The sequence below is a fragment of the Pseudomonadota bacterium genome, assembly GCA_039196715.1.
GTDB lineage: Bacteria > Pseudomonadota > Gammaproteobacteria > CALCKW01 > CALCKW01 > CALCKW01.
In genome coordinates this window covers 1-24,052 of the sequence record JBCCUP010000003.1, presented here as the reverse complement: position 1 = coordinate 24,052, position 24,052 = coordinate 1, and the positions used below count along the sequence as shown (strand labels likewise).

Sequence of the window (24,052 nt, the reverse complement as noted above, 5' to 3'; positions counted from 1 at the left end):
CATGAATCAGAACATCATCATTCTCGGCACCCAATGGGGCGACGAGGGCAAGGGCAAGGTTGTCGACTACCTCACCGACCGCGTGCGCGCCGTGGTGCGGTTCCAGGGCGGGCACAACGCAGGCCACACGCTGGTCATCAACGGCGAGAAGACCGTCCTGCACCTGGTGCCGTCGGGCGTGTTGCACGAGGGCGTCTCGTGTTTCATCGGCAACGGGGTGGTCCTCTCGCTTGACGCACTGGCGGCTGAGGTGGACGAACTCGAGGCCGCCGGCGTGCCGGCGCGCGAGCGCCTGTTCATCAGCGAATCCTGCCCGCTGATCCTGCCGACGCACATTGCGCTCGACCAGGCGCGTGAGCAGGCCAAGGGCCGCGATGCGATCGGCACAACCGGGCGTGGCATTGGTCCGGCCTACGAAGACAAGGTCGCGCGTCGTGCCGTGCATTTCGGTGACCTGCGCGAGGCGAAGCACGCCGAAGCGCGCCTGCGTGGTCTGATCGACTGGCACAACTTCCTGCTGACCGAACAACTCGGGCAGGATGCGGTGGAGCCCGATCCCATCGTCGCCGAACAGTTCCGGCTGTTTGACAGGTTCGCTGCGCAGACCGCCGACGTGGCGCGTGAGCTCGACGTGTTGAGGCGGGCGGGTGAGCGGGTGCTGTTCGAAGGCGCACAGGGCACCCTGCTCGATATCGATCACGGCACCTACCCCTTCGTGACCTCCTCCAACACCACCGCGGGCGGTGTCGGCGCCGGCTGCGGTGTCGGTCCGCGGCACATTGATTATGTGCTCGGCGTGGTCAAGGCCTACACGACGCGGGTCGGCGCGGGGCCGTTCCCGACGGAGCTGTTCGACAGCGTTGGTGCGCACCTCGCCGAGCGCGGCCACGAATTCGGCGCGACCACGGGCCGGGCACGGCGCTGCGGGTGGTTCGACGTGGTGGTGATGCGCCAGGGCATTGCACTCAACAGCATCGACGGGCTGGTAGTGACCAAACTCGACGTGCTCGACGGGCTGCGCGAGATCAAGATCTGCGTGGCTTACCGGGATGACCAGGGCAACACCGTCGATTGGCCGCCGGGCAACCACCTTGCGTTCCAGGCCTGTCAACCGGTGTACGAAACCCTGCCGGGCTGGACCGAGTCGACCGAGGGCGTGACGTCGATGGACGCCTTGCCCGAGGCGGCACAAGCCTACATCGCGCGCTTGCAGGCGCTGCTCGGCGTGTCGATCGACATGGTCTCCACCGGCCCGGAGCGCAACGCCAACATCGTGCTGCACGACCCGCTGGCCTGATGTCTGCGGTGGGCGCCCCGTGAAGCTGCAGCAACTGCGCTACATCGTGGCGATGGTGCGGCACAACCTGAACGTGTCGCAAACCGCGGACGCGCTGTACACCTCTCAACCCGGTGTCAGCAAGCAGATTCGCGCGCTGGAAGACGAACTCGGCGTCGAACTCTTCGAGCGTCGGGGCAAGCAGGTTGTCAGCCTGACCGAGGCGGGGGAGCGCGTCGTCGCCCTCGCCAACGAGGCGCTCAGCGCGGTTGACGCGATCCGCACAGCCGGCCGCGAGTTTGCCAACCCACACGTCGGCGAGCTCGCCATCGCGACCACACACACGCAGGCGCGGTACGTCCTGCCGCCGGTGATCGAGGGATTTCGCGATGCCTACCCGCACGTCGCGCTCCGCCTCCACCAGGGCACACCGGCACAGATTGCCGAGATGGTGCTCGGCGGCGAGGCGGACCTCGCCATCAGCACCGAAGGTGGCGCGCTGTTCGACGATTTGATCCAGCTGCCGTGTTACCGCTGGAACCGCTCGTTGTTGGTGCCCGCAGGCCACCCGTTGCAACGGCTCCACGCGCTGGGTGAATTGACACTCGAAGCACTCAGCCAGTACCCGATTGTCACCTACACCTTCGGCTTCACCGCTCGATCCCGGCTCGACACCGCCTTCGTCGAGCGGGGTCTCAGCCCGAACGTGGTGCTCAGTGCGTCGGATGTCGAAGTGATCCGCACCTACGTCGCGCTCGGGCTCGGCGTGGGCATCGTCGCCACGCTGGCGGTACCGCCCGACACGCCGGCCGGCGACACGCTGGTGGCTCTCGATGCCTCCGGCTTGTTCCAACCGAGCACGACGAACGTGGCCTTGGCGCGCGGCAGCCGCCTGCGCGGCTACACCTACGACCTGATTGAACGCTTTGCGCCCCATCTCGTGCGCGAGACTGTCGATGCGGCGCTCAGCGGCGAGCCGGTGTCGATCGACCCGAGCCGCCTGCCGCTGCGCTGAGGCCCCGCGCACGTGGCGCGCAAGAATCGGGTGGTCAGGCCGTGTGGCATCGCGCACCCTGTCGCCAGGCTACCAGAGACAACACCATGCACCGGTTTCACGAGATTGCGGACTGTCTGGACTGGCTCTCGGCGCGTCAGGCTGAGCAACCCACCCTGGATGACATCGCCGATCGGCTGAACCTGTCGCCGGCGCACGCGCAGCGGCAGTTCAAGCGCGCAGTCGGGCTGAGCCCGAAGCAGTACCTCAAGGCGCTGACGCTGGAGCGGTCACGCGCGATGCTCGACGCCGACCAAACCGTGTTGGACACCGCCCTGAACGCCGGCCTGTCCGGTCCGTCGCGGCTGCATGACCTGTTTGTCAGTGTGGAGGCGATGACGCCCGGCGAGTACCGACGTCAGGGGTCGGGTTTGGTTGTGCGCTGGGCTGTGCAGCCGACACCGCTCGGGGATATCGTGGTGTGCGAGACCGACCGCGGCATCGCCGCCGTTGATTTCGTCGAGGGCTCTGTGGTCGACACAGTGGAACGGGTACGGCGGCGTTGGCCGCGTGCACAGTTCGTCGAGGCCCCGGCAGTGGCGCCGGCACTCGGAGACACCGTGCTGGCGGCCTCGGGCCAGGCCAAGCCAGCGATCCTGCTCTCGGGTACCGCCTTTCAGATACAGGTCTGGCGTGCGCTGATCAATGTGCCGCCCGGGACGCGGGTCAGCTACGGCCAGCTTGCGACGGCGCTTGGCCGGTCCGGTGGCCACCGCGCCGTGGCCAATGCGGTTGCCGCCAACCCGATTGCCGTGCTGATACCGTGTCACCGGGTGATCCGCGCGTCGGGCGAATTCGGTGGCTACCGCTGGGGCGCCGCGCGCAAGGCCACGCTGCTCGCCCACGAGGCGCTGGCGCGCGCAAGCTGAAACGGGGGGTACACTGAGCCGGGTTCAGGGGGTGCGCGGGGCGTCCTGAGCGGCGCGCCAGATGGCGTCTTGCGCGGCGAAGTCATTCTCTCCGTACCCGTCCATCCACTCTGCGGTCATCGAGACGTAGTCGGGCAGGGCGTCGTTCGCCCACGCCGCGTAGTCCCACGGCTCGGCGGTGAGCCCGAGGTCGGGGGCGGCGAGGAAGGTATACGCCTCGTCGAAGCCACCGCGTTCGAACCGAACCTGCACGGCTTCGGGTTGGTACTCCTCGCCCTCGAACCAGAGGATGCGCAACGCCTCCTCTGCGCTCAGGCCGCTGACCAGGATGCCGTCCACCGAATCGCCCGGGGACGCAACCAGCGCCGGGTAGCTCTCGTCGACCACGCGCACGCGGCGGTAACCGTCGAGCACCACGGCGGCACAGTCCCGGTCGGGCACCGGACGGCCGATCACCACCGCCCGCACATCGGCGTCCAGCAGACTGCCGAAGAAAAACCAGTTCTCCGGCAGGGTGAGTTCATCGGTCATGCCAGTGACTCCAGACAGGGCAGTGGTCTGAGGGTTTTGCCATGGCGCGCACAGCGTAGTCCGAGCCGGCGTCGCTGGTGCGCGCGGCCAGTGCTGCCGTCGCCAGAATCAGGTCGATGCGCAGACCGCGTTTGGGCTCGCGCTCAAACCCCCGGGAGCGGTAGTCGAACCAGCTGTACACGGCGTCAGCGTTCGGGTGCACGACGCGGTAGGTGTCGACCAGTCCCCACGCCAGCAGGGCGTCGAACCAGCTGCGCTCCTCGGGCAGAAAACTGGCCTTGCCGGTGCGCAACCAGCGCTTGGCGTTGTCCTCGCCAAGGCCAATGTCGCTGTCGCCCGGTGCGACGTTGAAGTCGCCCATGACAACCACGGCGTCGTTGGGCGAGTGGGTGTCGGTCAGGTATTGCAGCACACGCGCGTAGAACGCTGCCTTGGCGGGAAACTTGGTCGGGTGGGCGCGGTTGTCACCCTGCGGGAAATACCCGTTGTACACCGTCAACGGGACGCCGTCAGGGGCCGCGATCTCGACGCCGATCCACCGGCGTTGTGCGTCCGCGTCGTCGTCGACAAAGCCCTTGTAGACCCGCCGTGGCGAGGCCTTGCTCAGCAGCGCCACGCCGTAGTGCGTTTTCTGTCCGTGAAACACGACGTGGTACCCGAGCGAGGCGAGCTCGTCGTGCGGGAACGACTCGTCGGCGACCTTGGTCTCCTGCAGACCGATCACGTCCGGGTCGTGCTGCGCCACCACCTCGGCCAGGTGCGGGAGCCGTTGGCGCACGCTGTTCACGTTGAAAGAGACGATTCGCATGGTGGAAAGCCTGTGTTGCGGCGGCGGTCACGCGCCGATTTCGTATACCCGGTACGCGGTCTCGAGCATGCCGAGTCGGGCGTAGGTGGCCTGCGCGCTGCGGTTTTCTTTTTCGACGTAGAGCCGAACGCAGCGCACGTCCGCGTCCCGCTTCGCCGCGTCGAGCACGTGCGTATAGAGCGCGCGAAACACACCCATCCGTCGTGCCTCGGGCGCCACGAACACGCTTTGAATCCACCACATGTCGCCGTCGCGCCAGTCGCTCCACTCGGACGTCACCATCAGGCTGCCGACCACGCATCCGCCGTGCTCGGCAACCCGGTAGAAGCCGCGTTGTGGTGCATCGATCAGCCGCGCGACGCCTCGGTGAACCGTGGCGGGGTCGAGCGCGAGCTGCTCGGTTTCGAGTGCCATGTCGACGTTGAACTGCGCCAGCGTCGCCACGTCGTCGGGTGTGGCGGGTCGAACGGACAGGCTCATGCGTAGCGCTGCCGGAGGACGTCACCGATCCGGGGGGCGGCACGCTCGACGGCGTCGGCCCCGGAGGCGAAACTGATGCGCAGGCATTCGTGCTGGTGCGGCCAGGAGTCGTCCAGGCCGGGGAAGAAATGGTGGCCCGCGACCACCACGATGCCGAGGGCCTTGAGCTCGTGGTAGAGCGCGTGGGCCGTGGTCGGCAGCTCGGGAGCCCAGAGCCAGAGGAAGATGGCGCCCTCGGGCTTGTGCAGACGAACGGGCGTGCCGCGTGTCGCTTCCAGCAGGGCGGACATCGCCCGCTCCGAGTGCGTGCGGTAGTGCGGTTGGATGTGCTCTCGGGCGAGCGACAGGATCGCGCCCGACTGCACGCTGGCGGACATCAGGGCCGGGCCGAAATTGCCGGGTGCGAGGTTCATCACGGCGTTCATCGCAGCGACCCGCTCAACCAGATCGGGGTGGGCGACCACGATGCCGGTGCGGACCCCGGGCAGGCCGACCTTTGACAGGCTCAGACACAGGACGGTGTTGTCGTTCCAGACCGGTGTCACGCCGCCGCGCGTGATACCGGGGAACGGGTCGCCGTAGGCGCAGTCCACGATCAGCGGCACCTGTGCGGACTGCGCCATGCGGTCGAGCTGACGCAGTTCGTCGTCGGTGACGACGTTGCCGGTCGGGTTGGTGGGGCGAGACAGACACAGCGCACCGATGTCGTCGCCCACGTCGATGGCGTCGAAGTCCACGTGGTACTTGAACAGCCGGCCGTCGAGCAACTCGACAGTGGGGCGGTGCGCGGCAAAGGCCGGATCGCCGACCCAGAGGTCGGCGTAGCCGAGGTACTCCGGCGTGATCGGCAGGAGGATCCGTTGCAGGCTGCCGTCCTGACGTCGGCCGCCGAGCAGGTTCATCACCGCAAAGAACCCGTTCTGGCTGCCGTTGGTCAGGCACACGTTGTCGAGCCCCAGGCCAAAGCTGTATTCCCGATTGAGCAGCGTGACCACCGCGCGACGAAAGTCACGGTCGCCGGCCGGATCCGCGTAGGCGGCCATGCGGTCGGCGAACGCAGACGGCGTGGCCGCCAAGCGGTTCAGCGCGGCCCCGAAATGCGCTTCCACGGCGGGAATCCGCGCCGGGTTGCCGCCACCGAGCATCAGCGTGTCGTGGCTCTCGGTGGCATCACCGAGGTCGTTCATCAGGCTCAACGTGCCGAGCGAGTCGTCGAACCGTTCGCCAAACGCACTCAATCTGTAGGTCACGGCTTGAGCAGGTCCTCGACCCAGGGCAGGGCGACGTCTTCGGGGGTGTCCACCTCGCAGGCGTCGATCTCGAGTGGGCTCGACAGCGCTTCGGCGCCGCAGTCCTCGAGCGCGGCGTGCACGGTGTGGCCCGCCCCACAGAAACTGTCGAGGTACGAGGAGTCGCCGAGCGCCACCACAGCGAAACGCAACGCCGACAAGTCGGGGCCGTTCTTGAGCTCGGTGACGAACGGCTGCAGGTTGTCCGGGATGTCACCGCTGCCGGTGGTCGAAGTGCAGACCACCAGGGTGTCGTGGTGCGTGCCGATGGCGTCGAGTTCGGCCTGTTCGATGAAGGTGGCGTCGTGGCCCCCGTCGGTCAGGGACTGGGCCATTTCCTCGGCGACGAACTGGGCGCTGCCGTAGACAGTGCCGGCAAAGATGGCGATCTGGGACATAGTGGGTTGGCGAGATTGTCGGTGGGTGATGGGTTGCGTGTGCGCGCTGCGGGCCACCCGGCGCGGGGCCGGTATTCTACGTGATTCGGGAACGTGCGCGCGCCAAAGACGTCAAAGTCGGCGGTTTCGGACAGGCCGCCGGCCAAGCGCGCGGCGCTATACTTGGCCGATTGAGCACCGGTGCGGCTGTTGCACCGCAACCCAGACTGTTTCGAGACGCTGACCGTGACACACCATCAAGTCCTTTTCGCCGAGCTGGGCACCTTCCTCGCCACCCGCGTGGTCGGGCAGGCGGCGCTGGTGCAGCGTCTGCTGATCGCGTTGCTGGCGCACGGGCACCTGTTGGTTGAAGGCGTGCCAGGCCTGGCCAAGACGCGGGCCATCCGGGTGCTGGGCGACGCCATCGAAGGGGACTTTCAGCGGATCCAGTTCACCCCGGATCTCTTGCCCGCCGACCTGACCGGCACCGAAATCTACCGCAACCAGACCGGTGAGTTCGAGTTCAAGGCCGGGCCCCTGTTCCACAACCTGATCCTCGCTGACGAGATCAACCGCGCGCCGGCCAAGGTGCAGTCGGCCCTGCTCGAAGCCATGTCGGAAGGGGACATTTCGGTCGGTGACCAGACCTACGGCCTGCCGTCCCCGTTTCTGGTCATGGCAACGCGCAACCCACTCGAGCAGGCCGGCACCTACGCTTTGCCCGAAGCCCAGCTCGATCGTTTCCTGCTGCACGTGACAGTCGACTACCCCTCGGTTGCCGACGAGTTGCGCATTCTCGATCTGGTGCGCGCCGAAGACCGGGGCGAGGTGACCTCGCCCGGGCGAAGCGCAACGCCGCCACTGGTCGGACTCGCGGACGTTGAGGCCGCGCGTGCGGAGGTACTGGCGCTGAACGTCAACGACAACATGAAACGTTACATGGTGTCGCTGGTCGCGGCGACACGCCAGGGCGAGCTCGCCGAGCAGCTCGCCTACGGCTGCAGCCCGCGGGCTACGCTCTCCCTTGATATTGCAAGCCGCGCCCACGCGTGGCTCGCCGGGCGTGATTACCTTTCGCCCGCTGACGTTCAGGCTGTGGTGCACGACGTCTTCCGGCACCGCCTCGCGCTCGACTTCGACGCCGAGGACCAGGGGCTCACCGTCGACGCGGTGGTCGACGCCGTGCTGGACGCGGTGTCCGTGCCGTGACACACCGTGTAGGCGTGGACGTGTCACTCGCGGAGCTGATCGCCATGCGGGGTCTGCGCCACACACCGCGTGCTGGGGAAAACCGCCCGCGAACCGACGGTCAGTCGGTCAACACGGCGGTGTCGCGCGGGCTGGACGTCGCCGAGGTGCGGCGCTACCAGCCCGGTGACGAGGTCCGGGCAATCGATTGGAAGGTCACCGCGCGTCGAGGGCAAACCCACGTCAAAGTGTTCGAGGACGAGCGCGCGCGCGCGGTGTACTTGATGGTCGACCTGCGCCGTGCCTTGCGTTTCGGCACCCGGACCTGTTTCAAATCGGTTCTGGCCGCGCGCCTCGCGGCTGGCCTCGGCTGGCGGGCATGGCAGGCGGGCGACCGCGTCGGCGCCTGGATCCTCACCGACAATCACGTCCAACGTCTGGCGGACGTGGCGCAGGAATCCGGTGTTCGGCGGCTCTGCCACGCGCTTGTGGCCAGGCATGCGGCCGCGCCCGAGGCGGAAACCCAAACACTGGCTGACAGCCTGCGCGGCATCGGGCGGGGTGTGGCGTCCAAAGCGGATTGGCACGTGATCAGCGATTTTGCCGACGGTGAACCCGTGCTGCCGCCACGCGTATCGGTGACCTGCTGGCACCTGGTGGATCCGCTCGACAGCGCCCTGCCGACGCGCAGCGCCTGGGTACGCGACAGCCGAGGCCAGCGCCGTCTGGCCGTCACTCGGCGCGCCCGTCAACAGCATGCCGACCGCCATGCTGCGCAGGTCGCTGCGCTCGAGTCTGCGTGCGCTCGCCCGTCGCACCGCTACGCACAGGTGTCGACGGTTGACGGTGACCCGCAGGCGCTGCGGCGTCTGCTCGCCACGGGCCGCGGCACGTGAACGGCAGCCCGGACACCGCAGCCCTGCTGGCGCAGCTGGCCGACCTCGCCTCGCCGCCCGCGATCAGTTGGTGGCCACCCGCCTGGGGCTGGTGGGCCCTGTGCGGCTTGCTGTTGATCGCGGTGGTCTGGGCCGTCCGCCGTTACCGTGACGCCGTGGCGCAGCGCCGGTGGCGCCGACAGGCACACGCCGAACTGGACCGGATTGAACGCGAACTCGACAGCGGGGTCTCGCACGTGTCGCTCGTGTCCCGGGTCTCGGTGCTGCTGCGCCGCATCGCCATATTGCAGCTCGGGCGAAGCACGGTTGCGCGCGTGCACGGCAGAGCCTGGCTGGATATGCTCGACCGACTCAGCGGCAGCAACGCGTTTACGCACGGAGCCGGTCGCCGCCTCGTCGAACAACCGTTTCGTGCAGACGAACCGGCGGAGGCCGACGTGCGCGAGCTGATCGCGCTCGCGCGTGCGTTGTTGCGCCGTGTTCGCCGTGCGCCGAACACCGCACGGGTGGGCAGCGCCACCGCTGGCGCACTTCGCCGTGGCTGAGTTGCACTTCGGATTGCCGCTGGCGGCGCTGGTGTTGCCACTGCCGTGGTTGGTGCGGCGCCTGACGCGCCCCGCGGCGGGCTCGGTGGTTGCCTTGCGCGTGCCGCGCACAGGCGTTTTTGTCACCTCGGGTGTCTCCTTGCGGGGTCGCAGCAGCGCGTTGCTGATCGTGCTCGCCTGGCTGTGCCTGGTCGGCGCATTGTGCCAACCCCACCGACTTGGAGACACGCTTGCGCTTCCTCAGACAGGCCGTGACCTGATCATGGCCATGGACATATCGGGCAGCATGGAGGAGCGCGATTTCGTCTGGCAGGGTCGTCGCATGAGCCGCATAGCCGCGGTGCGTGAGGTTGCCAGCGATTTCACCCGTCGCCGCGTCGGTGACCGTGTTGGCCTCGTCGTGTTTGCCGAACGCGCCTATGTGCAGGTGCCGCTCACGTTCGACCTCGACAGCGTGAGCTGGTTCCTGCGCGATGCGATTGTCGGCCTGGCGGGGCGCTCGACCTCGATCGGCGACGCGATCGGATTGTCGATCAAGCGGCTCAAGGACCGGCCGGTGGACGCGCGCGTCATCGTGCTGTTGACCGACGGCAGCAACACCTCCGGCGAATTGTCGGTGGCCGACGCAATCACGCTGGCCACGCGGTTCGGCGTGCGGGTGCACACGATCGGCGTCGGTGGCGCACAACAACCGCTGTTCGGCAGTCGCGTCAACAGCACGCCCATCGATGAAAACGCACTGGTCGAAATCGCCGAACGCACCGGGGGGCAGTACTTTCGGGCGGCGAACACCGATGACCTGACGGCTGTGTACGAGCGCATTGACCGACTCGAGCCTAGCAACGCCGATGCGCCGTTGGTGAAACCGCGGCAACCGCTGTTCCATCTCGCGCTTGGCGCTGCGCTGGGCCTGTTCTCGCTCGGCCTGGCCTTGCGTTGGTGGAGCGCGGTATGAGCGCGCCCCAGTTCCTGCGGCCCGACTGGCTGGTGTTGGCCCCGGTGGCTCTGCTCTGGATCGCGCTGTTCTGGCTGCATCGACGAGCGGACGGCGGTTGGGGTGGGTTTGTCGACGCGCACTTGCTGCAACCGATGTTGGCCAAGCGCAGTGGCGGCAGTCTGAGTGCGGTGTTGATGCTGCTGCTGTTGGGGCTGATCTGCGTGGTGGCGCTGTCTGGACCGAGTTGGACGAAGACCGAGGTGCCGGTCGATCGCGAAGGCCGGGTGCGGGTGTTCGTGCTCGACATGTCACGCTCGATGGCGGCGACAGACCTGCGACCGTCGAGGATGGCGCAGGCCCGGTTGAAACTGCTCGATCTGCTCGAGCAATCGCGTGACCGCCCTGTGGCCTTGATCGGATTCGGGGCCTACCCGTACACACTGACGCCGGTGACCGACGACACCAGCACGCTGACCCACATGGTGCCTCTGATCACCCCGCACATGGTGCCGGCGCAGGGGGCCGATGTGGACGGGGCCCTGGCGCGTGCCGAGGAGGTCATTGCCCAGGCCTATGCGCGTGCCGGCGATGTGGTGCTGATCAGCGACAGTGCGGCATCCGACGCCGCCGTTGCGCGCGCTGCGAGCATGGCCCGCAACGGGGTGTCGGTGAGCGTGGTCTCGGTGGGGACGGAGTCTACGGTGACTGTGCCGATCGGGCAGAGTGTGCTTCGGGACGCCGCCGGGGCGCCGGTGTCCGTAGACCCGGCGCACGACAGCCTCGCGGCGCTGGCCCGCGCTGGTGGCGGGCGCGTGGTCCGACTTGACCACGGAGCGGTGGCGGTGGAGAGCGTGCTGTCCGCAGCCGGGGCGAGTGCGGCTGGAAACCGCGAGGCTAACACAGCGACGCTCTGGCGCGACGACGGTGCATGGCTGCTCTGGCTGGCATTGCTGCCAGTCTGCGCGCTGGCCCGTCGGGGGGTGGTGGTGTGAGCCGGGTGGCCGCCGCTCAGCGTGTGACGACGCTGCTGGTGCTGATCTGCACCGGTGTGGTGGCAGCGAGCCCGTTTGCGCGGCCCGATCAAACCGGACAGGCACTGATGCGGCAGGGCCAGCCCGAGGCCGCTGCGCAGGTGTTCGAGTCGGCACCGCACCGGGCCATGGCGCTGCACAACGCCGGTGACACAGCGGGTGCATTGGCGATCTGGCAGTCGCTGGGCGATGCGGCCAGTGAATACAACCTTGGCACGACGTTGACCCGGCTCGGTGACTACACGCGTGCGATACAGGCGTTTGACCGGGCGATGGAACTTCCGCACCCACCGGCAGACACAGCACACAACAAAGCGATTGCGGAGCAATTGTTGGCCTTGCAACAACAGGCACCGTCGGAGCCGCAATCGGGCGAGGGCGGCGAGGCGAGTGAATCTGAAACGCCCTCGGCGGCGACGGCACAGGACCCGAACGGAGACGGCGAGGCCGAGGACAGCGGCGACAGCCCGCCGCAGCCCTCGCCCGACGAGGGCACCCCGCCCGACGCGGACGGTGCCGAACCTGTGCCGGCGCCGGAGGATGCCCGCACCGAGCGCGAATCGCAGCAAGCGACCGACCAGCTCTTGCGGCGGGTGCCGGATGATCCGGCCGGGCTGCTGCGGGCCCGCATCGTGCGTGAACACCAGCGTCGCCATGGCGGCGCGACCGACGCGCCAAGACCGTGGTGATGCGCGGCCTTGTCACGCTGGTTGCGACGGTGTGGTGGGCCACGCTCGCCCACGGGTCACCGGCGCTGGTCGCCCAGCTCGACACCACACGCATCCAGGAGCACGAGACCGTCGCCTTGACACTCGCGTACAGCGGTGAGCCTCAGCTGGAACCCGACATGTCGCCGTTATCGGCGGATTTCGACATTGTCGGGCGTTCGCGAAGTCACCACACCCGCATCGTCAACGGTGAAATCCGGGTCCGCCAGATCCTCACCCTGCAGCTCGCACCGCTCCGCACCGGCGAGTTGGTGGTGCCAAGCCTGAGTTTCAACGGCAGTGTGTCTGAACCGCAGACACTGACGGTCGTGCGCAACGACGCGCTCGACCCGAGTGATCTCAGCCATTTCATCGAGGTCGAGGTGTCCACGACGACACCCTGGGTGCAACAGCAGGTGCTTTACACCGTGCGCATTTTTCAGCGCACGCCGGTGATCGACGGCAGCCTGACCGAGCCGCTCGCCGACGGTGTTGCACTCGAACGGCTGGGTACGGACCGCAGCTATCGGGAAACGCGCGACGGCCTGTCGTGGGATGTCCACGAACGGCGCTACGCGCTGTTCCCGCAGCGCAGCGGCGAGATCACGCTCGACCCGGTTCGCCTGCTGGCGAGGGTGGCTGCCGACACCGACAACACCTCGTTTTTCAACCGCCGCACACGGCAGATTCGACTGCGCAGCGAGCGCGTGCAGCTCGACGTGCAACCCGCCCCGGTGGACGCCGGCTGGTGGCTGCCTGCCGCCACGCTGAGCCTGACCGCCAACTGGCGAGAGGCCGAGGCGGTGCGGGTGGGCGACCCTGTGACGCTGGAGATCGTGCTCACGGCCCACGGCGTCCAGGCGTCGTTGCTGCCGGAGTTGCCGTTGCCGGAGGTCATGGATGCCAAACGCTACCCTGGGCGGTCTGAAACCGGTCAACAGAGCCTGTCCAGCGGTCTGGTCGGGCAGCGGCGGGTCCGACACCAGATCGTGCCCACCGCGAGCGGCGAGTTGGCTGTGCCGCCACTGACGGTTGCGTGGTGGAGCACCACCGACAACGCAACACAACGCACGACGGTGACCGTGCCGAGCCTCGCCGTGTTACCGGCGGTGGGCCACGCGGCCGACAAGGCTTCGCCGGCGCTGCCCACGCCAGCCCAACCGGACGCGGGCGAGTCGACGGCGGCGACGCCGAATCCGGTGCCGGCGCCGTCGGCACGGGCCACGGTCTGGCAGCGGCTCTCCGCCATCGACTGGGCGTCGCTGTTGGCCGGCGCGGCGCCCGTGGTCATGCTCGTCGCGGGGGCCGTCGGCTGTGCGTTCTTCGGCCGCCGCTTGTGGCGTCGGTACCGTGACAGCCCACATGCGGCGCGCCGCGTGCTCGCCCGGGCCATGCGACACGGTGACCGCACATCGGCCGAGCAGGCGCTGTTGCACTGGGCGTCTCGGGTCTGGCCGGTGGCAAGGCCACGCTCGCTGCAAGGCGTGGCCGACCGGCTTGGCCGCCACGGAGCACTGGCAGACCGCGTGCGCGCTCTCGACCGCGCCCTGCACGCAGCGAGTGACGGGGCGTGGCGAGACCCAACACTGGCACGTGATCTCGCGCGCGTGCCGGTGCAACACACGGCGCCGACGCCCGAACAGCGGTCGGCCGGTGCCCTGCCGTCGCTCGGTGCGGCGTGGGACAGCGCGGCACACTCTGCAGACTGAAAAAAACGGTAACATGTCCGGTTTAACGCTCTCGAGGCACCTTCGTGCAGCAGGCTGAAATTGACGCCTTACTCGGTGTCATGTCAGAGGTGGGGTTGCACTTCAACCCGCAAGTGCTGCGGCGTGGCATCGCCTACTTCGAGCAGGGCCGCGTGCGCTTCGAGCGCAGTGAGGACGAATCGCTGATCGTCGCCACGGTGCGCGGCGACGAGACCCACACCGTCAGCCTCCGGGTGGAAACCGACACGTCGGGCACGCGTGTGGTGCCCCAGAGCGCCGCCGGAGTGGAGGCGGCGCCAAACAAGTACGTTGCGGCGGCGTTTTTCGGCCACATGGTGCTCGAAGGGGCCTTCGACGGGCAGACCGCACTGCAACCCCGCGACGACCGCGATGTGACGCATGTCCTGGATGTGCTGGCGTCACTGGAGCAGAGCGATACGAACACGCCGGACACCGCGCGTGCCACGCTCAAGTTTGCGCTGTCGCTCGAACCGGGCAGTGCCATCGTCGCCGTTCGCATCTCCGGTCGCGTCTGCTCCCGCTTGCAGAGCGGCGCATGGAGCCGCGGCAAGAAGCTCGCGTTGGCGCGGCCTCTGGACACCGAGCTGCCCGAGGAGCAGCTGCAGCTGCTCGATCTCTTCATCAGCTTGCAGGGCAGCCTCTACAACAGCCGCCAGCTCGATTGCCGCCTGCCGCCGCCACTGGTGGCCACGGTGCTGCGGCGCCTGCTCGCGCTCGGCATCGGTGAAATCGACGACGCCGGTCGGCCGTTGGTCGACGGCGGGGTGCGGACCCTGGAACCGGCGTGGGTCTCGGACGCCGGCGGTCGGCTCGGCCTGAAACTCGGTGGTGCGGCGCTCGGCGAGCGTTTGAGGCTGGTGCGCAGCGACAACGGCTTCTGGTACGTCGACCGGCTCGCCGGGCGCGTGGGCCCGGTGCGAACAAGCCTCACCGAGCGCAACGTACAGGACATCATGCAGTTGCCGTTGCTCGACCCGGACCAGCGGCGCCTGGTCGAAGCGCAGATCCCGAACATCTGTCGCAACGAGCTCGTCCTCGCGCTCTCCGCGCAGGCACGGGACGCCGAAACCCTGCCGGGGCGGGCCAGCCGCGCTGCCCTCGTCGCCCGCAGTGAACCCGGTCGGGGGTACGCGCTGCACGCCACCGTCGATTACCCGATCGGCAGCTTGCCGTTGCAGGTCGATCGGGAACGCAGCTACGACCCGGACAAACGCCGTTGGCAGGCGCGCGACCGCGAGGCCGAGATTGCCTGGCTGCGCGATGCGCTCGACCACGCGGACCTCTCGCTGGTGTTGCCCGACGGGCGCCTGCTCGATGCCGAGGACGTGGCAGCGCACCTGCGGGACACCGACAGTGCCCCGGTGTTTGACACCCCGGCGGTGTTCGTGCCGCTGCACGCGCAACCCCCGGTCTGGGCGGATCACCCCGGCTGGGTCGAGTTCTCGACCGTCTCGGTGCCCAAGCTCATCGAGCAGGGCTGGCGGGTTGAGCTGCCCGACGAGCTTCGCTTCGAACGGCACGACATTGTCGACCTGAACGTCGATTTTCAGCAGGCTGGTGATGCGGCGGGGTGGTTCTCGGTCGGCCTGACCGTGGACGTCGGCGAGGAGTCGATCCCGCTGTTGCCGCTGCTGGCGCGTTGGTTGCAGCAGCACGGCCTGCGCACCGAGCCACTCGAGCAACTCGACGACGGGGCGCCTGTGTCGCTGGGTGTGGTGGACCAGCGCGAACTGCGTATCCCCGCGGGCGTGCTACGCCCCCTCGTGGTGAATCTGGCCGACGTGCTCGCCGATGTCGAGACGCGCATGCAACTGCCGCGCGCTGGCTACGCGCAACTCGATGCCGTGCTCAACGAGCTGCCGACGCGGCCCTGGCGGCCGCCAGCCGCCCTGCAGCAGCTCGCGACGGCACTGCGCGCCAATGCCGCCACCGCCGAACGGGATGCCCCGCCGGGGTTTCAAGCCGAGTTGCGGCCCTACCAGCGCGAGGGACTGGGCTGGCTGACCTTCCTCGCCGACACCGGCATGGGCGGCATCCTGGCGGATGACATGGGCCTTGGCAAAACCGTTCAGACCCTCGCCCATGTCCTGGACGAACGCCAGGCCGGACGGTTGCGCGGGCCGGTGTTGGTGGTCACACCGACCAGCGTGGTCGGCAACTGGGCACGCGAGTGTGCAGCCTTCGTGCCCTCGTTTGCGGTCGTCGTGCTCTCGGGGCCGGACCGCAAGGCGAGCTACGCAGCCCTCGACGAGTGTGACATTGCCATTGCGAGCTACGCCGTGGTGCAGCGGGACGTCGATGCACTGACCGACCAGCCCTGGGCGCTGGTGGTGCTGGACGAGGCCCAGTGGGTCAAGAACCCGGGCAGCAAGACAGCCCGCGCCGTGCGCGAGCTGCGCGCCGAGCGCAAGCTCTGCCTCTCCGGGACACCGGTCGAGAACCACACCGGTGAGCTCTGGGCGCTGTTCGACTTCCTGATGCCGGGGTTTCTCGGGGACAAGGAAACCTTCCGTCGGCTGTTTCGTGACCCGATCGAAAAACAGGCGGACACCGGCGCCCTGGCGCGACTGCGACGGCGAACGGCGCCGTTCATTCTGCGTCGCACCAAGGACGTCGTCGCACGTGACCTGCCGGCGCGAAACGAGATGGTGCAACGGCTCGAGTTGACGTCCAGGCAGAAGGCGCTGTACGAGGCGGTGCGGGCGCTGATGGAGAGCCGGGTGCGCGACGCCTTGTTCAGCCGGGGGCTCGCCGGCAGCCAGATCATGGTGCTCGATGCCTTGCTGAAACTGCGCCAGGCGTGCTGTGACCCACGCTTGCTGCCGCCGAGCTACGGTGAGCGCGATGCGGCCGGGTCAGCCAAGCTCGAGCACTTGCTCGAACTGGTCGAAACGCTGCAGGCGGAAAAACGCAGCGTGCTGGTCTTCTCGCAGTTCGCCTCGATGCTCGACCTGATCGGCGACGCCCTGCGCGAGCGGCAGATCGATTTCGTCAGCCTCACCGGACGCAGTCGCCGCCGGGAGGAGTTGATCGACCGCTTCCAGTCCGGCGAGGTCGGGGTGTTCCTGATCAGCCTGAAGGCCGGCGGTGTGGGCTTGAACCTGACGCGGGCGGACACCGTGGTGTTGTTCGACCCCTGGTGGAACCCGGCCGCCGAGCAACAGGCGATCGACCGGGCACACCGCATCGGTCAGACGCAAACGGTGTTTGTGTACAGATTGATCGCCTCCTCGACGGTGGAGGAAAAAATCCTCGAGCTCCAGGCGCGAAAACGGGCGCTCGCCACCGGCCTGGTGGAGCAGGGTGACGCCCTGCCAACCGAGTTGACCGAGGAGCAGGTCATCGAGTTGCTGCAACCGGTCGCCGGCTGATCCCCCGCGGCCACAGACTGCTTCCTCGTCGCGTGGTGCTGTCCGATTCGCAGCCACGGGCGCGCTCTGCGTCGCCATTTGATCGCAATTCTCTCAAGTAACTGCCTGCCGCATCCGCTGTATAGGGGTATCCGCGGTCATGAGGCCGCCGAGACGCCGCGCTTCCACGGGCTCCGCGACCGGGGTGGAAGCCCCGGCCTCGATCCGATTGGCTGATTGCCGTGGCGCCGCACGCGGTATTGGTGGGCAGAGAAGAGCGATTGCATGCTGACGCGAGACCCCGAATTCGTTGACGACGTGTTGGACCTGATGACGATCAAGGTCCTCATGATCGACGACAACGACATGGACCGGCGAATCTACCGCCGCTGCCTGTCGATGCACGAGCGTCTGGTGTTCAACGTGGTCGAGGCGAACACCGCACAGGAAGGGCTGGCGCTGTACGACAGCGAGAAATTCGATTGCGTCTTGCTCGACTACCACTTGACCAACTTCACCGGCCTCGAAGTGCTGGACCAGATGGTCAGCCTGAACCCCGATACCCACCCGGCCGTCGTGATTCTCACGGGCTACGGCACGGTGGAGAACGCCTCGGAGCTGATGAAGCACGGCGCGGAGGACTACCTGCAGAAATCCAGCGTCTCGGTCGATTCGCTCGGCCGGTCGATCAGCAACGCCGTCGAGAAGAGTCGGCTGCGCAAGAAGCTGGTCTCGCACCGGCGTTACCTCGAGGCCGCGAACCAGAAGCTGCAGAAGCAGAACGACGAGATCAAGAGCTTCTACCACAGCGTGTCGCACGAGTTGAAGTCGCCGCTGACTGCCCTGCGCGAGTTCGTGTCGATGGTGCAGGAGGGCGTCTGTGGCGAGCTGAACGGCGAGCAGGCCGAATTCCTCGGGAGCGCACTCGAGAGCTGCGACACCCTCTGCGGTCACCTCAACGACCTCACGGACTCCGTCGCGCTCGAGACCGGGAGTTTTCGCCTGGATTGCCAGGCGGTCTCGATGGCCGACACTGTCGAGAAGCTGCAGCGCCAGTTTGCCAGGCGGGCAGAGCGCGCCGGTATCACGCTCACTGTGCACTGCCAGACGGCGCTACCCGATGCCTACTGCGACGCACACCGGGTGTTGCAGATCATGACGATCCTGCTCTCCAACGCGATCAAGTTCACCCCGGAGGGCGGGCGCGTGGACATTGAAGTTGACAGCGGCGTGGCCGATAGGTGTCTCAGGTTTGCTGTCACTGATTCGGGTTGCGGCATCTCGGCTGAAGACCAGAAGCTCGTGTTTGACCGCCTCTACCAGGTGAAACACAACGGTGATGAATTGCAAGCCAGGCAGGGACTGGGCTTGGGCTTGTCGATTGCAAGGCAGTTGGTATCACAGCACGGCGGCGAGCTGACCGTGTCCAGCGAGTTGGGCAAGGGCAGCACGTTCATGTTCACGATGCCGGTCGACCGCCAGGGGCGGCGAGCGGCCTGAGACGGAGTTCGAGGAGGCAAAGATGAAGAAGATCCTGGTGATCGAGGACGATCGGAACATTGCCAAGGCGCTCAACGCACGACTGCGGGCGCTGGGCTACAGCGTCGCCTTTGCCTACGACGCCGCGCTCGCCCAGTCTCAGGTGATCAGTGCCAAACCGGATATGGTCATCATCGACATCAACCTGCCCGCCGGCAACGGCTTCCAGGTGGCCGAGCGCATCCGCCAGTCGCCGGAGACCGAGCACATTCCCTTCATGTTCATCACCGCGAGTCGGCGCGACGGGTTGCGCAAGCAGGCCTCGGCGCTCGGTGCGACCGGGTTCCTCGAGAAGCCGTTTCTGGCCAGTGAACTGGTGAACAACATCGAGTCCGCACTCGCCGCCTGACGCGCGGGTCCCTGACCGAATGCCCGTCGAGACTGCGCGACAAGGCAGGCTGTTGTGTCGGCTGTCGATCAGTCTCGGGCGCGGCTCGCGTCGGCGCTGGGCAAGGGTGCCGTGACCACCATGCGTGTGCCCTGATCGGGCTCGGAGTGGGCGAACACGTGCCATCCCATGGCGATGGCCGCCTCTTCGGCGATCGCGAGACCGAGGCCGTGGCCCGGCACATCGCTGTTCTCCGACAGCCGCACAAACGGGTCGAAGGCGTGTTGTGCCTGGCTCGAATCCATACCGACCCCGTTGTCGATCAGTTCCAGACGCGCGTGTGGCGTGCCGGTCGTCGACTGCCGAAATCGGATACCCAGTGGCCGGTCTGGCTGGCGGTACTTGATGGCGTTCGACAGCAGGTTGCGCAGAATCAGCTTTGCCAGGCGCGCATCCCCTTCGACCGTGAGCGGCTCGCCGTCGCAGACCACCGTGCCGCCGATCTCGTTCAAACTGTCCTCGAATTCGGCTGAGACTTCGGCAAACACGGTCGCGACGTCAAACGGCTCGAGGCGCGGATCCAGGCTCGACATGCGCGACAGCTGGAGGATGTCCTCCACCAGGCGCTGACCCGCCGTCGCGGAGCGGCGGATTGCATTCAAGGCGTACAACACGGAGTCGTGCTCCGACTGACCCAACTCGTCGTCGAGCATGTCGGCAAACGCCGCGATGCGCCGAAGCGGCGCCAGCAGGTCGTGTGCAGCGACCGACGCAAACTGGTCGAGCTTCTTGTTTGAATCCTGCAGGCGCTTGCTCAGCGTTTCGAGATCGGCGCTGCGCTCCATCAGGGCGATGCGTGATGCGTTGCGCTCCGTGATGTCGATCAACGTGAAGTAGACCTCCTCGCGCATCTGGTTCGGGTGGCGGGCCGCCAGTGCCGACACCTCCAGATCGCATCGGTGGCCATCCACGTCGCAGGCGCGAATCGGGAAGCCGATCGGTTCCCGGCCGCGCCACAGCGAGGTCCAGATGCGGTGGTTGGTCAACACGTGCAGCAGGGCACGCTCATCCGCCGGGTCGACGCCTTGCAGAAACCGGTCACGCAGCATGTGGGACGCCGCGACCACCGTGCCGTCGCGTGCCAGACACACGGCGAGCTGCGGGCTGTGTTCGTAAATGGTGCGGAAGTGCTCGCGCTCGAGCTCGAGCAGCTGGTTGTCATACTGCGCGGCGCGCTCCGCGCGGACGCTGTCGGTGTGCCGATGGCCCGGATCGTCGACCGCCGCGGTTTCGATCACGAAGCGTTCGTGTGCTTGCTCCCACCACACCCGGATGGTGAAAAACGCGTCCTGGTCCGGTCCGCTGAAGCTGATGTCGGTCAAGGTCAGCACGTCGTCGGGCGACAGGATCAGCTCGGCAAAGGTGTCCTCCTGGCCGATCAACGCCGGGTTGCTCTCGGTGACGACCTCGCCGACCCGCAGCCAGTGGCTCAGCGGCCCGCGGGTCTCGGTGACACGGCCTTGTGCGTCGGCGTAGGCCAGGCTGGCCAGCGAGCTCTCAGCGCCCTGGGCCGACTGCACGCTCATACCGAGGTGTTGCGCCGGTAGATCGCTGCGGCCATGCGGTGCAAGGTGGCCGCGGTGCCCTGGCCCGTGCGCGCGCTGCAGAAGGTGACGAAATCGGCATGCCGGCTTGCACTGTTGACCAGCAAGTCACTCGGCGGCTGCAGATCGATCTTGTTGAGCACGCAGGCGAGCGGTTTCCCGGGCAGGGAGTCGCGAAAGTCGGAGGCGATCTCCAGCATGCGGGAGACGCTGTTGTGGCACTGCGTGTCGGCCACCACCATGGCAGCGTCAGCACCGCGCATCGAGGCGCGTGCGTCGGCGGTGTCGTCCAGCGTCGGCGTCGTGTCCCAGAGCACGAGCGGCAACGCCTTGCCGTCCACCAGGGTGGTGATCTCGTACCAGGGCAGGTCGCGTTCAGTCCGGTCGGCCCAGAAGCGGTGGAACTTGAGCTGCCGGGCCAGCGCGGTCTTGCCGGCGTCCGGTGCGCCCAGAAGCAGTATTTTTGCCGGGCGCGGACTCATGCCGTCCTCCCGGTCAGGGTGTACCACAGTGATGACGTCTTGGCGTGCTGCACGCTTGGAATCCTGGTGCCTCGTGACGGAGCGACGCGCCCCGTGCTGCTGCCTTGGGGTACAGCAAACATTGGTCCAGTCGAAAGCGGGCTGCGCCCTGGCCGCGGGGCGGTGGCGCGGGTGGTCGGCTACGCCACTTCAAGTGGTCAATTTGTGTGACCTGAAAAACGACACGAAGGCCTCGCCGTAGCGGTCGAGCTTGGCGTCACCCACGCCGGAAACCCCCAACATGTCTGCCAGGTGCGTGGGTTGGGCGCTGGCCAGTTCCGCAAGGGTGGCATCGGAAAACACGCGGTAGGCGGGCACGTCGTCCACGGCGGCCAGATCGAGCCGCAGGGCGCGCAGTCTGGCCCAGAGGTCGGGGTCGATGTGCGCCGGTGTGGCCGAACGGCCGCCGCGTCGCCGCCGGCCCCGCTTGACGACCGCGTCGCGCCGCAAGGCCAGGGTGTGTTCGCCGCGCAGCAGGGGCCGGGCGCTCTCGTCGAGCACCAGCGCACCCATGCGGGCGCTGTCGCTGTGCAGGTAGCCCAGCGCAATCAGCTGCCGGAACACGCTCCGCCACTCGGCGGTGCTGATGTCGTTGCCGATGCCGAACGTGGAGAGCGTGTCGTGGCCGAGTCGCCGCACGCGCTCGCCGCCTTCACCGCGCAAGACATCGATCACGTAGGCCACGCCGAACCGCTGACCGGTGCGGTACACACAGGAGAGTGCCATCCGCGCGGCGTCTGTCGCGTCCCAGGTTTCAGGTGGCGAGCAGCAGTTGTCGCAGTTGCCGCAGGCCTCGCTTCGCGTCTCGTCGAAATAGCTCAGCAGCGCACAGCGTCTGCAGGTGGTCGCCTCGCAGAGCCCCAGCAGTGCCTCGAGCTTCGCCCGTTCCACGTGCTGTTGCGCGGAATCCGAGCCGCCGTCGATCATTTGCCGGTGGGTCATCGCATCTTGCAGGCCGTAGACCATCCAGGCGCTAGAGGGCAGGCCGTCCCGTCCGGCCCGGCCGGTCTCCTGGTAGTAGGCCTCAATGCTGCGCGGCAGGTCCAGATGGGCGACGAAGCGGACGTCGGGCCGGTCAATGCCCATGCCGAAGGCCACGGTGGCGACCACCACCACCGCGTCTTCGCGCAGGAAGCGTTCGAGGTGGTCAGCACGCACCTGGGCGTCGAGCCCGGCGTGGTAGGGCAGGGCATTGAATCCCCGGGCGACCAGTTTCGCCGCGGTGTCGTCAACTTTCTTTCGACTCAGGCAGTACACGATGCCGCAGTGCTGTTGGTGTTCTTCGCTCAGGAAGCGGGTGAGCTGCTCGATGCCGCTGTGGCGTGCCTCGATCTGGTAGTGGATGTTGGGGCGGTCGAAGCTGCTGAGGAACGTCTCGGCGTGTGTGAGCTGCAAGCGGGCGCGGATGTCGCCCTGCGTGGTGCGATCAGCGGTGGCGGTCAGGGCGATGCGAGGCACGCCCCGGTAGCGTGTTGCGAGGACATCGAGTTGCGCGTACTCGGGACGGAAGTCGTGACCCCACTGCGACACGCAATGGCATTCGTCGATGGCGAACAGCGCCAGTTCCAGGCGGTCGAACAGCGCCAGGGTGGCGTCCTGCACGACCCGCTCCGGGGCGACGTACAAGAGTTTCAGGGTGCCGCTCTCAAGCTGCGCGAGGACGTCGCGGTTTTGCTCCGGCGTTTGCGACGAATTCAGGCACCCCGCCGCGATGCCGTGCTGTTGCAGGTGACTGACCTGATCCTGCATGAGCGCGATCAGCGGCGAAATCACCACGCCGACGCCCGCACGCACCAGCGCCGGCACCTGGTAGCAGATGCTCTTGCCGCCACCGGTGGGCATCAACACGACGGCGTCCTTGCCCTCCACCACGTGCGAGACGATCTCGGCCTGCAAGGGGCGGAAGTGATCGAAGCCGAAGACGTCGCGCAGGACCTGTTCGGCAGAGTGAGAGGCGAGCGCGGACACGGGCACGGGTTCGGGGCAGAGGGTGCCCCATCATAGCAAACCGGTCGAACGCGCTCGCCGCCCGGTCCGGTGTCTCAGCGCCGCCCGATGGGCCTCAGCGAAGGCCCGGCGTCGCCGCTGCCCGGGGTGGCCAGGGCGTGACCTCGCTGCAGTTGAGCGTGCTGCTGCCCGTCGGCGACGCCACGGACAGATTGCCGCCGGGGTACGGGGTGATCGTGACCGTGCCGGTGGTCGGATCGGTCAGTCGCACCTCGCCCGACTGCAGACAGCCTGTCGTCGGCAGAGACAGCGCGGTGCTCGAATCGAGTGTGTAGGCGATACCACTGTGGTGAAAATGGCCCTCGAGCGCATCGAGCCCTGCGGCGTCGTGGTGCAGCGTGTAGCCGTTCAGTTGCGCCGAGCTGCCGTTGGTGGTCACCGACAGTGCGCTGCCGTCGAGACTGCGGGCGCTGTCGGAATCGATCCGTCGTGCGTCACCGGTGAGTTCGATGTCGAGGTCCGACACGCGAATACCGAGGCCTGTCAGGGCGTAGACACACGCGCCGCTGTGGTCGACGCAGTTGGTGTGCGCTTCACCGCGCAAGGTGACGCTTTGGCCGCCGAGCGTTGCCGTGCAGCCGTGGTAGTGCAACGTGGTGGTGTGACCTTGGCTGCCGCGCACCACGCCGCCGCCCGTCTCGCAGGCGTTATTCCCTGGCGCTGACGCGTCGAGCGTGGCGTCGACCCAGTCGATGCTGTTGACCAGTGATGTGCCGGCGCCCAACACGGCCACGCTTGCGGCGTGCTGGTCGGGTGTCGAACCCCCGCTGCCATCGCCATCGCCATTGCCGTCGCCGCCGCCATCTCCACCGCTATCGCCATCGCCGCCGCCATCGCCATCGCCGCCGCCGCCGCCATCTCCACCGCTATCGCCATCGCCGCCGCCATCGCCATCGCCATCGCCATCGCCATCGCCGCCATCGCCGCCATCGCCGCCATCGCCGCCGTCGCCGCCATCGCCGCCATCGCCGCCATCGCCGCCATC

The 24,052-nt window shown here is 67.5% G+C and carries 23 protein-coding genes; 14 read left to right on the top strand and 9 right to left on the bottom strand.

The genetic code is table 11. The features are described from left to right. Position 1 precedes the first annotated feature (1 nt). From AAGA11_02210 to AAGA11_02200, 3 genes are all read left to right on the top strand, one after another. Entirely contained in the window at positions 2–1,297 is a 1,296-nt protein-coding gene (locus tag AAGA11_02210) for an adenylosuccinate synthase (GenBank protein MEM9601653.1), read from the top strand. Positions 1,298–1,316: 19 nt separating this feature from the next. Then, positions 1,317–2,291: an HTH-type transcriptional regulator CysB gene (cysB, locus tag AAGA11_02205; GenBank protein MEM9601652.1), complete on the top strand. Its 975-nt coding sequence runs from the start codon at positions 1,317–1,319 to the stop codon at positions 2,289–2,291. Positions 2,292–2,377: 86 nt separating this feature from the next. Then, positions 2,378–3,199, top strand: coding sequence for a methylated-DNA--[protein]-cysteine S-methyltransferase (locus AAGA11_02200; GenBank protein ID MEM9601651.1), 822 nt, complete (start codon positions 2,378–2,380; stop codon positions 3,197–3,199). 24 nt (positions 3,200–3,223) lie between these two features. Here the strand turns inward: AAGA11_02200 and AAGA11_02195 are convergent, their stop codons facing one another. Genes AAGA11_02195 through AAGA11_02175 form a run of 5 tightly spaced genes read right to left on the bottom strand, consistent with a single transcriptional unit; the run spans position 3,224 to position 6,705 of the window. Beyond that, the gene (locus AAGA11_02195; GenBank protein ID MEM9601650.1) at positions 3,224–3,730 is read right to left on the bottom strand and encodes a gamma-glutamylcyclotransferase family protein; all 507 of its coding nucleotides are present in this window, start codon (positions 3,728–3,730) and stop codon (positions 3,224–3,226) included. Continuing rightward, positions 3,720–4,538, bottom strand: a complete 819-nt coding sequence (gene xthA / locus AAGA11_02190) for an exodeoxyribonuclease III (GenBank protein MEM9601649.1) — start codon at positions 4,536–4,538, stop codon at positions 3,720–3,722. The genes AAGA11_02195 and xthA overlap by 11 nt, the downstream gene beginning before the upstream one ends. Positions 4,539–4,565: 27 nt before the next feature. Next, entirely contained in the window at positions 4,566–5,018 is a 453-nt protein-coding gene (locus AAGA11_02185) for a GNAT family N-acetyltransferase (protein ID MEM9601648.1), read from the bottom strand. After that, positions 5,015–6,268: a valine--pyruvate transaminase gene (locus AAGA11_02180; protein ID MEM9601647.1), complete on the bottom strand. Its 1,254-nt coding sequence runs from the start codon at positions 6,266–6,268 to the stop codon at positions 5,015–5,017. Before AAGA11_02180 ends, AAGA11_02185 begins: the two co-directional genes overlap by 4 nt. Next, a complete protein-coding gene (locus tag AAGA11_02175; protein ID MEM9601646.1) occupies positions 6,265–6,705 on the bottom strand; it encodes a flavodoxin domain-containing protein in 441 nt (146 codons plus the stop codon). The genes AAGA11_02180 and AAGA11_02175 overlap by 4 nt, the downstream gene beginning before the upstream one ends. Positions 6,706–6,930: 225 nt before the next feature. Here AAGA11_02175 and AAGA11_02170 point away from each other — a divergent pair, with 225 nt between their 5' ends. From AAGA11_02170 to AAGA11_02125, 10 genes are all read left to right on the top strand, one after another. After that, the gene (locus tag AAGA11_02170) at positions 6,931–7,893 is read left to right on the top strand and encodes a MoxR family ATPase (GenBank protein ID MEM9601645.1); all 963 of its coding nucleotides are present in this window, start codon (positions 6,931–6,933) and stop codon (positions 7,891–7,893) included. Then, positions 7,890–8,768, top strand: a complete 879-nt coding sequence (locus tag AAGA11_02165; GenBank protein MEM9601644.1) for a DUF58 domain-containing protein — start codon at positions 7,890–7,892, stop codon at positions 8,766–8,768. The genes AAGA11_02170 and AAGA11_02165 overlap by 4 nt, the downstream gene beginning before the upstream one ends. Continuing rightward, a complete protein-coding gene (locus AAGA11_02160) occupies positions 8,765–9,313 on the top strand; it encodes a DUF4381 domain-containing protein (GenBank protein MEM9601643.1) in 549 nt (182 codons plus the stop codon). Before AAGA11_02165 ends, AAGA11_02160 begins: the two co-directional genes overlap by 4 nt. After that, positions 9,306–10,268, top strand: coding sequence for a VWA domain-containing protein (locus AAGA11_02155; protein ID MEM9601642.1), 963 nt, complete (start codon positions 9,306–9,308; stop codon positions 10,266–10,268). Before AAGA11_02160 ends, AAGA11_02155 begins: the two co-directional genes overlap by 8 nt. Continuing rightward, the gene (locus tag AAGA11_02150; GenBank protein MEM9601641.1) at positions 10,265–11,242 is read left to right on the top strand and encodes a VWA domain-containing protein; all 978 of its coding nucleotides are present in this window, start codon (positions 10,265–10,267) and stop codon (positions 11,240–11,242) included. Before AAGA11_02155 ends, AAGA11_02150 begins: the two co-directional genes overlap by 4 nt. A 5-nt stretch (positions 11,243–11,247) precedes the next feature. Next, positions 11,248–11,970, top strand: a complete 723-nt coding sequence (locus tag AAGA11_02145; protein ID MEM9601640.1) for a tetratricopeptide repeat protein — start codon at positions 11,248–11,250, stop codon at positions 11,968–11,970. Next, positions 11,970–13,697 carry a BatD family protein gene (locus AAGA11_02140; GenBank protein ID MEM9601639.1) on the top strand — a complete coding sequence of 576 codons (1,728 nt, stop codon included), beginning with the start codon at positions 11,970–11,972 and terminating at the stop codon, positions 13,695–13,697. The genes AAGA11_02145 and AAGA11_02140 overlap by 1 nt, the downstream gene beginning before the upstream one ends. A gap of 44 nt (positions 13,698–13,741) precedes the next feature. Next, positions 13,742–17,089, top strand: a complete 3,348-nt coding sequence (locus tag AAGA11_02135; GenBank protein MEM9601638.1) for a DEAD/DEAH box helicase — start codon at positions 13,742–13,744, stop codon at positions 17,087–17,089. A 264-nt stretch (positions 17,090–17,353) separates the two neighbouring features. After that, on the top strand, positions 17,354–18,568 hold the full coding sequence (locus AAGA11_02130; protein ID MEM9601637.1) for a hybrid sensor histidine kinase/response regulator: 1,215 nt from the start codon (positions 17,354–17,356) through the stop codon (positions 18,566–18,568). Positions 18,569–18,590: 22 nt separating this feature from the next. Then, complete coding sequence (locus tag AAGA11_02125) at positions 18,591–18,956, top strand: response regulator (protein MEM9601636.1); 366 nt, start codon at positions 18,591–18,593, stop codon at positions 18,954–18,956. Positions 18,957–19,024: 68 nt separating this feature from the next. On the opposite strand, the gene AAGA11_02120 is transcribed toward AAGA11_02125, so the two are convergent. From AAGA11_02120 to AAGA11_02105, 4 genes are all read right to left on the bottom strand, one after another. After that, positions 19,025–20,521 (bottom strand): HAMP domain-containing sensor histidine kinase, encoded by a 1,497-nt coding sequence (locus AAGA11_02120; protein MEM9601635.1) that lies wholly within the window; start codon positions 20,519–20,521, stop codon positions 19,025–19,027. After that, positions 20,518–21,021: a GTPase domain-containing protein gene (locus tag AAGA11_02115; protein ID MEM9601634.1), complete on the bottom strand. Its 504-nt coding sequence runs from the start codon at positions 21,019–21,021 to the stop codon at positions 20,518–20,520. The genes AAGA11_02120 and AAGA11_02115 overlap by 4 nt, the downstream gene beginning before the upstream one ends. Positions 21,022–21,210: 189 nt before the next feature. Continuing rightward, the gene (recQ, locus tag AAGA11_02110) at positions 21,211–23,034 is read right to left on the bottom strand and encodes a DNA helicase RecQ (protein MEM9601633.1); all 1,824 of its coding nucleotides are present in this window, start codon (positions 23,032–23,034) and stop codon (positions 21,211–21,213) included. Positions 23,035–23,122: 88 nt separating this feature from the next. Beyond that, entirely contained in the window at positions 23,123–23,800 is a 678-nt protein-coding gene (locus AAGA11_02105) for a hypothetical protein (protein ID MEM9601632.1), read from the bottom strand. Positions 23,801–23,809: 9 nt separating this feature from the next. Between AAGA11_02105 and AAGA11_02100 the strand changes: the two genes are divergently transcribed. Continuing rightward, positions 23,810–24,052, top strand: a 243-nt coding sequence (locus AAGA11_02100) for a hypothetical protein (protein MEM9601631.1), incomplete at its 3' end; no start/stop codon positions are given.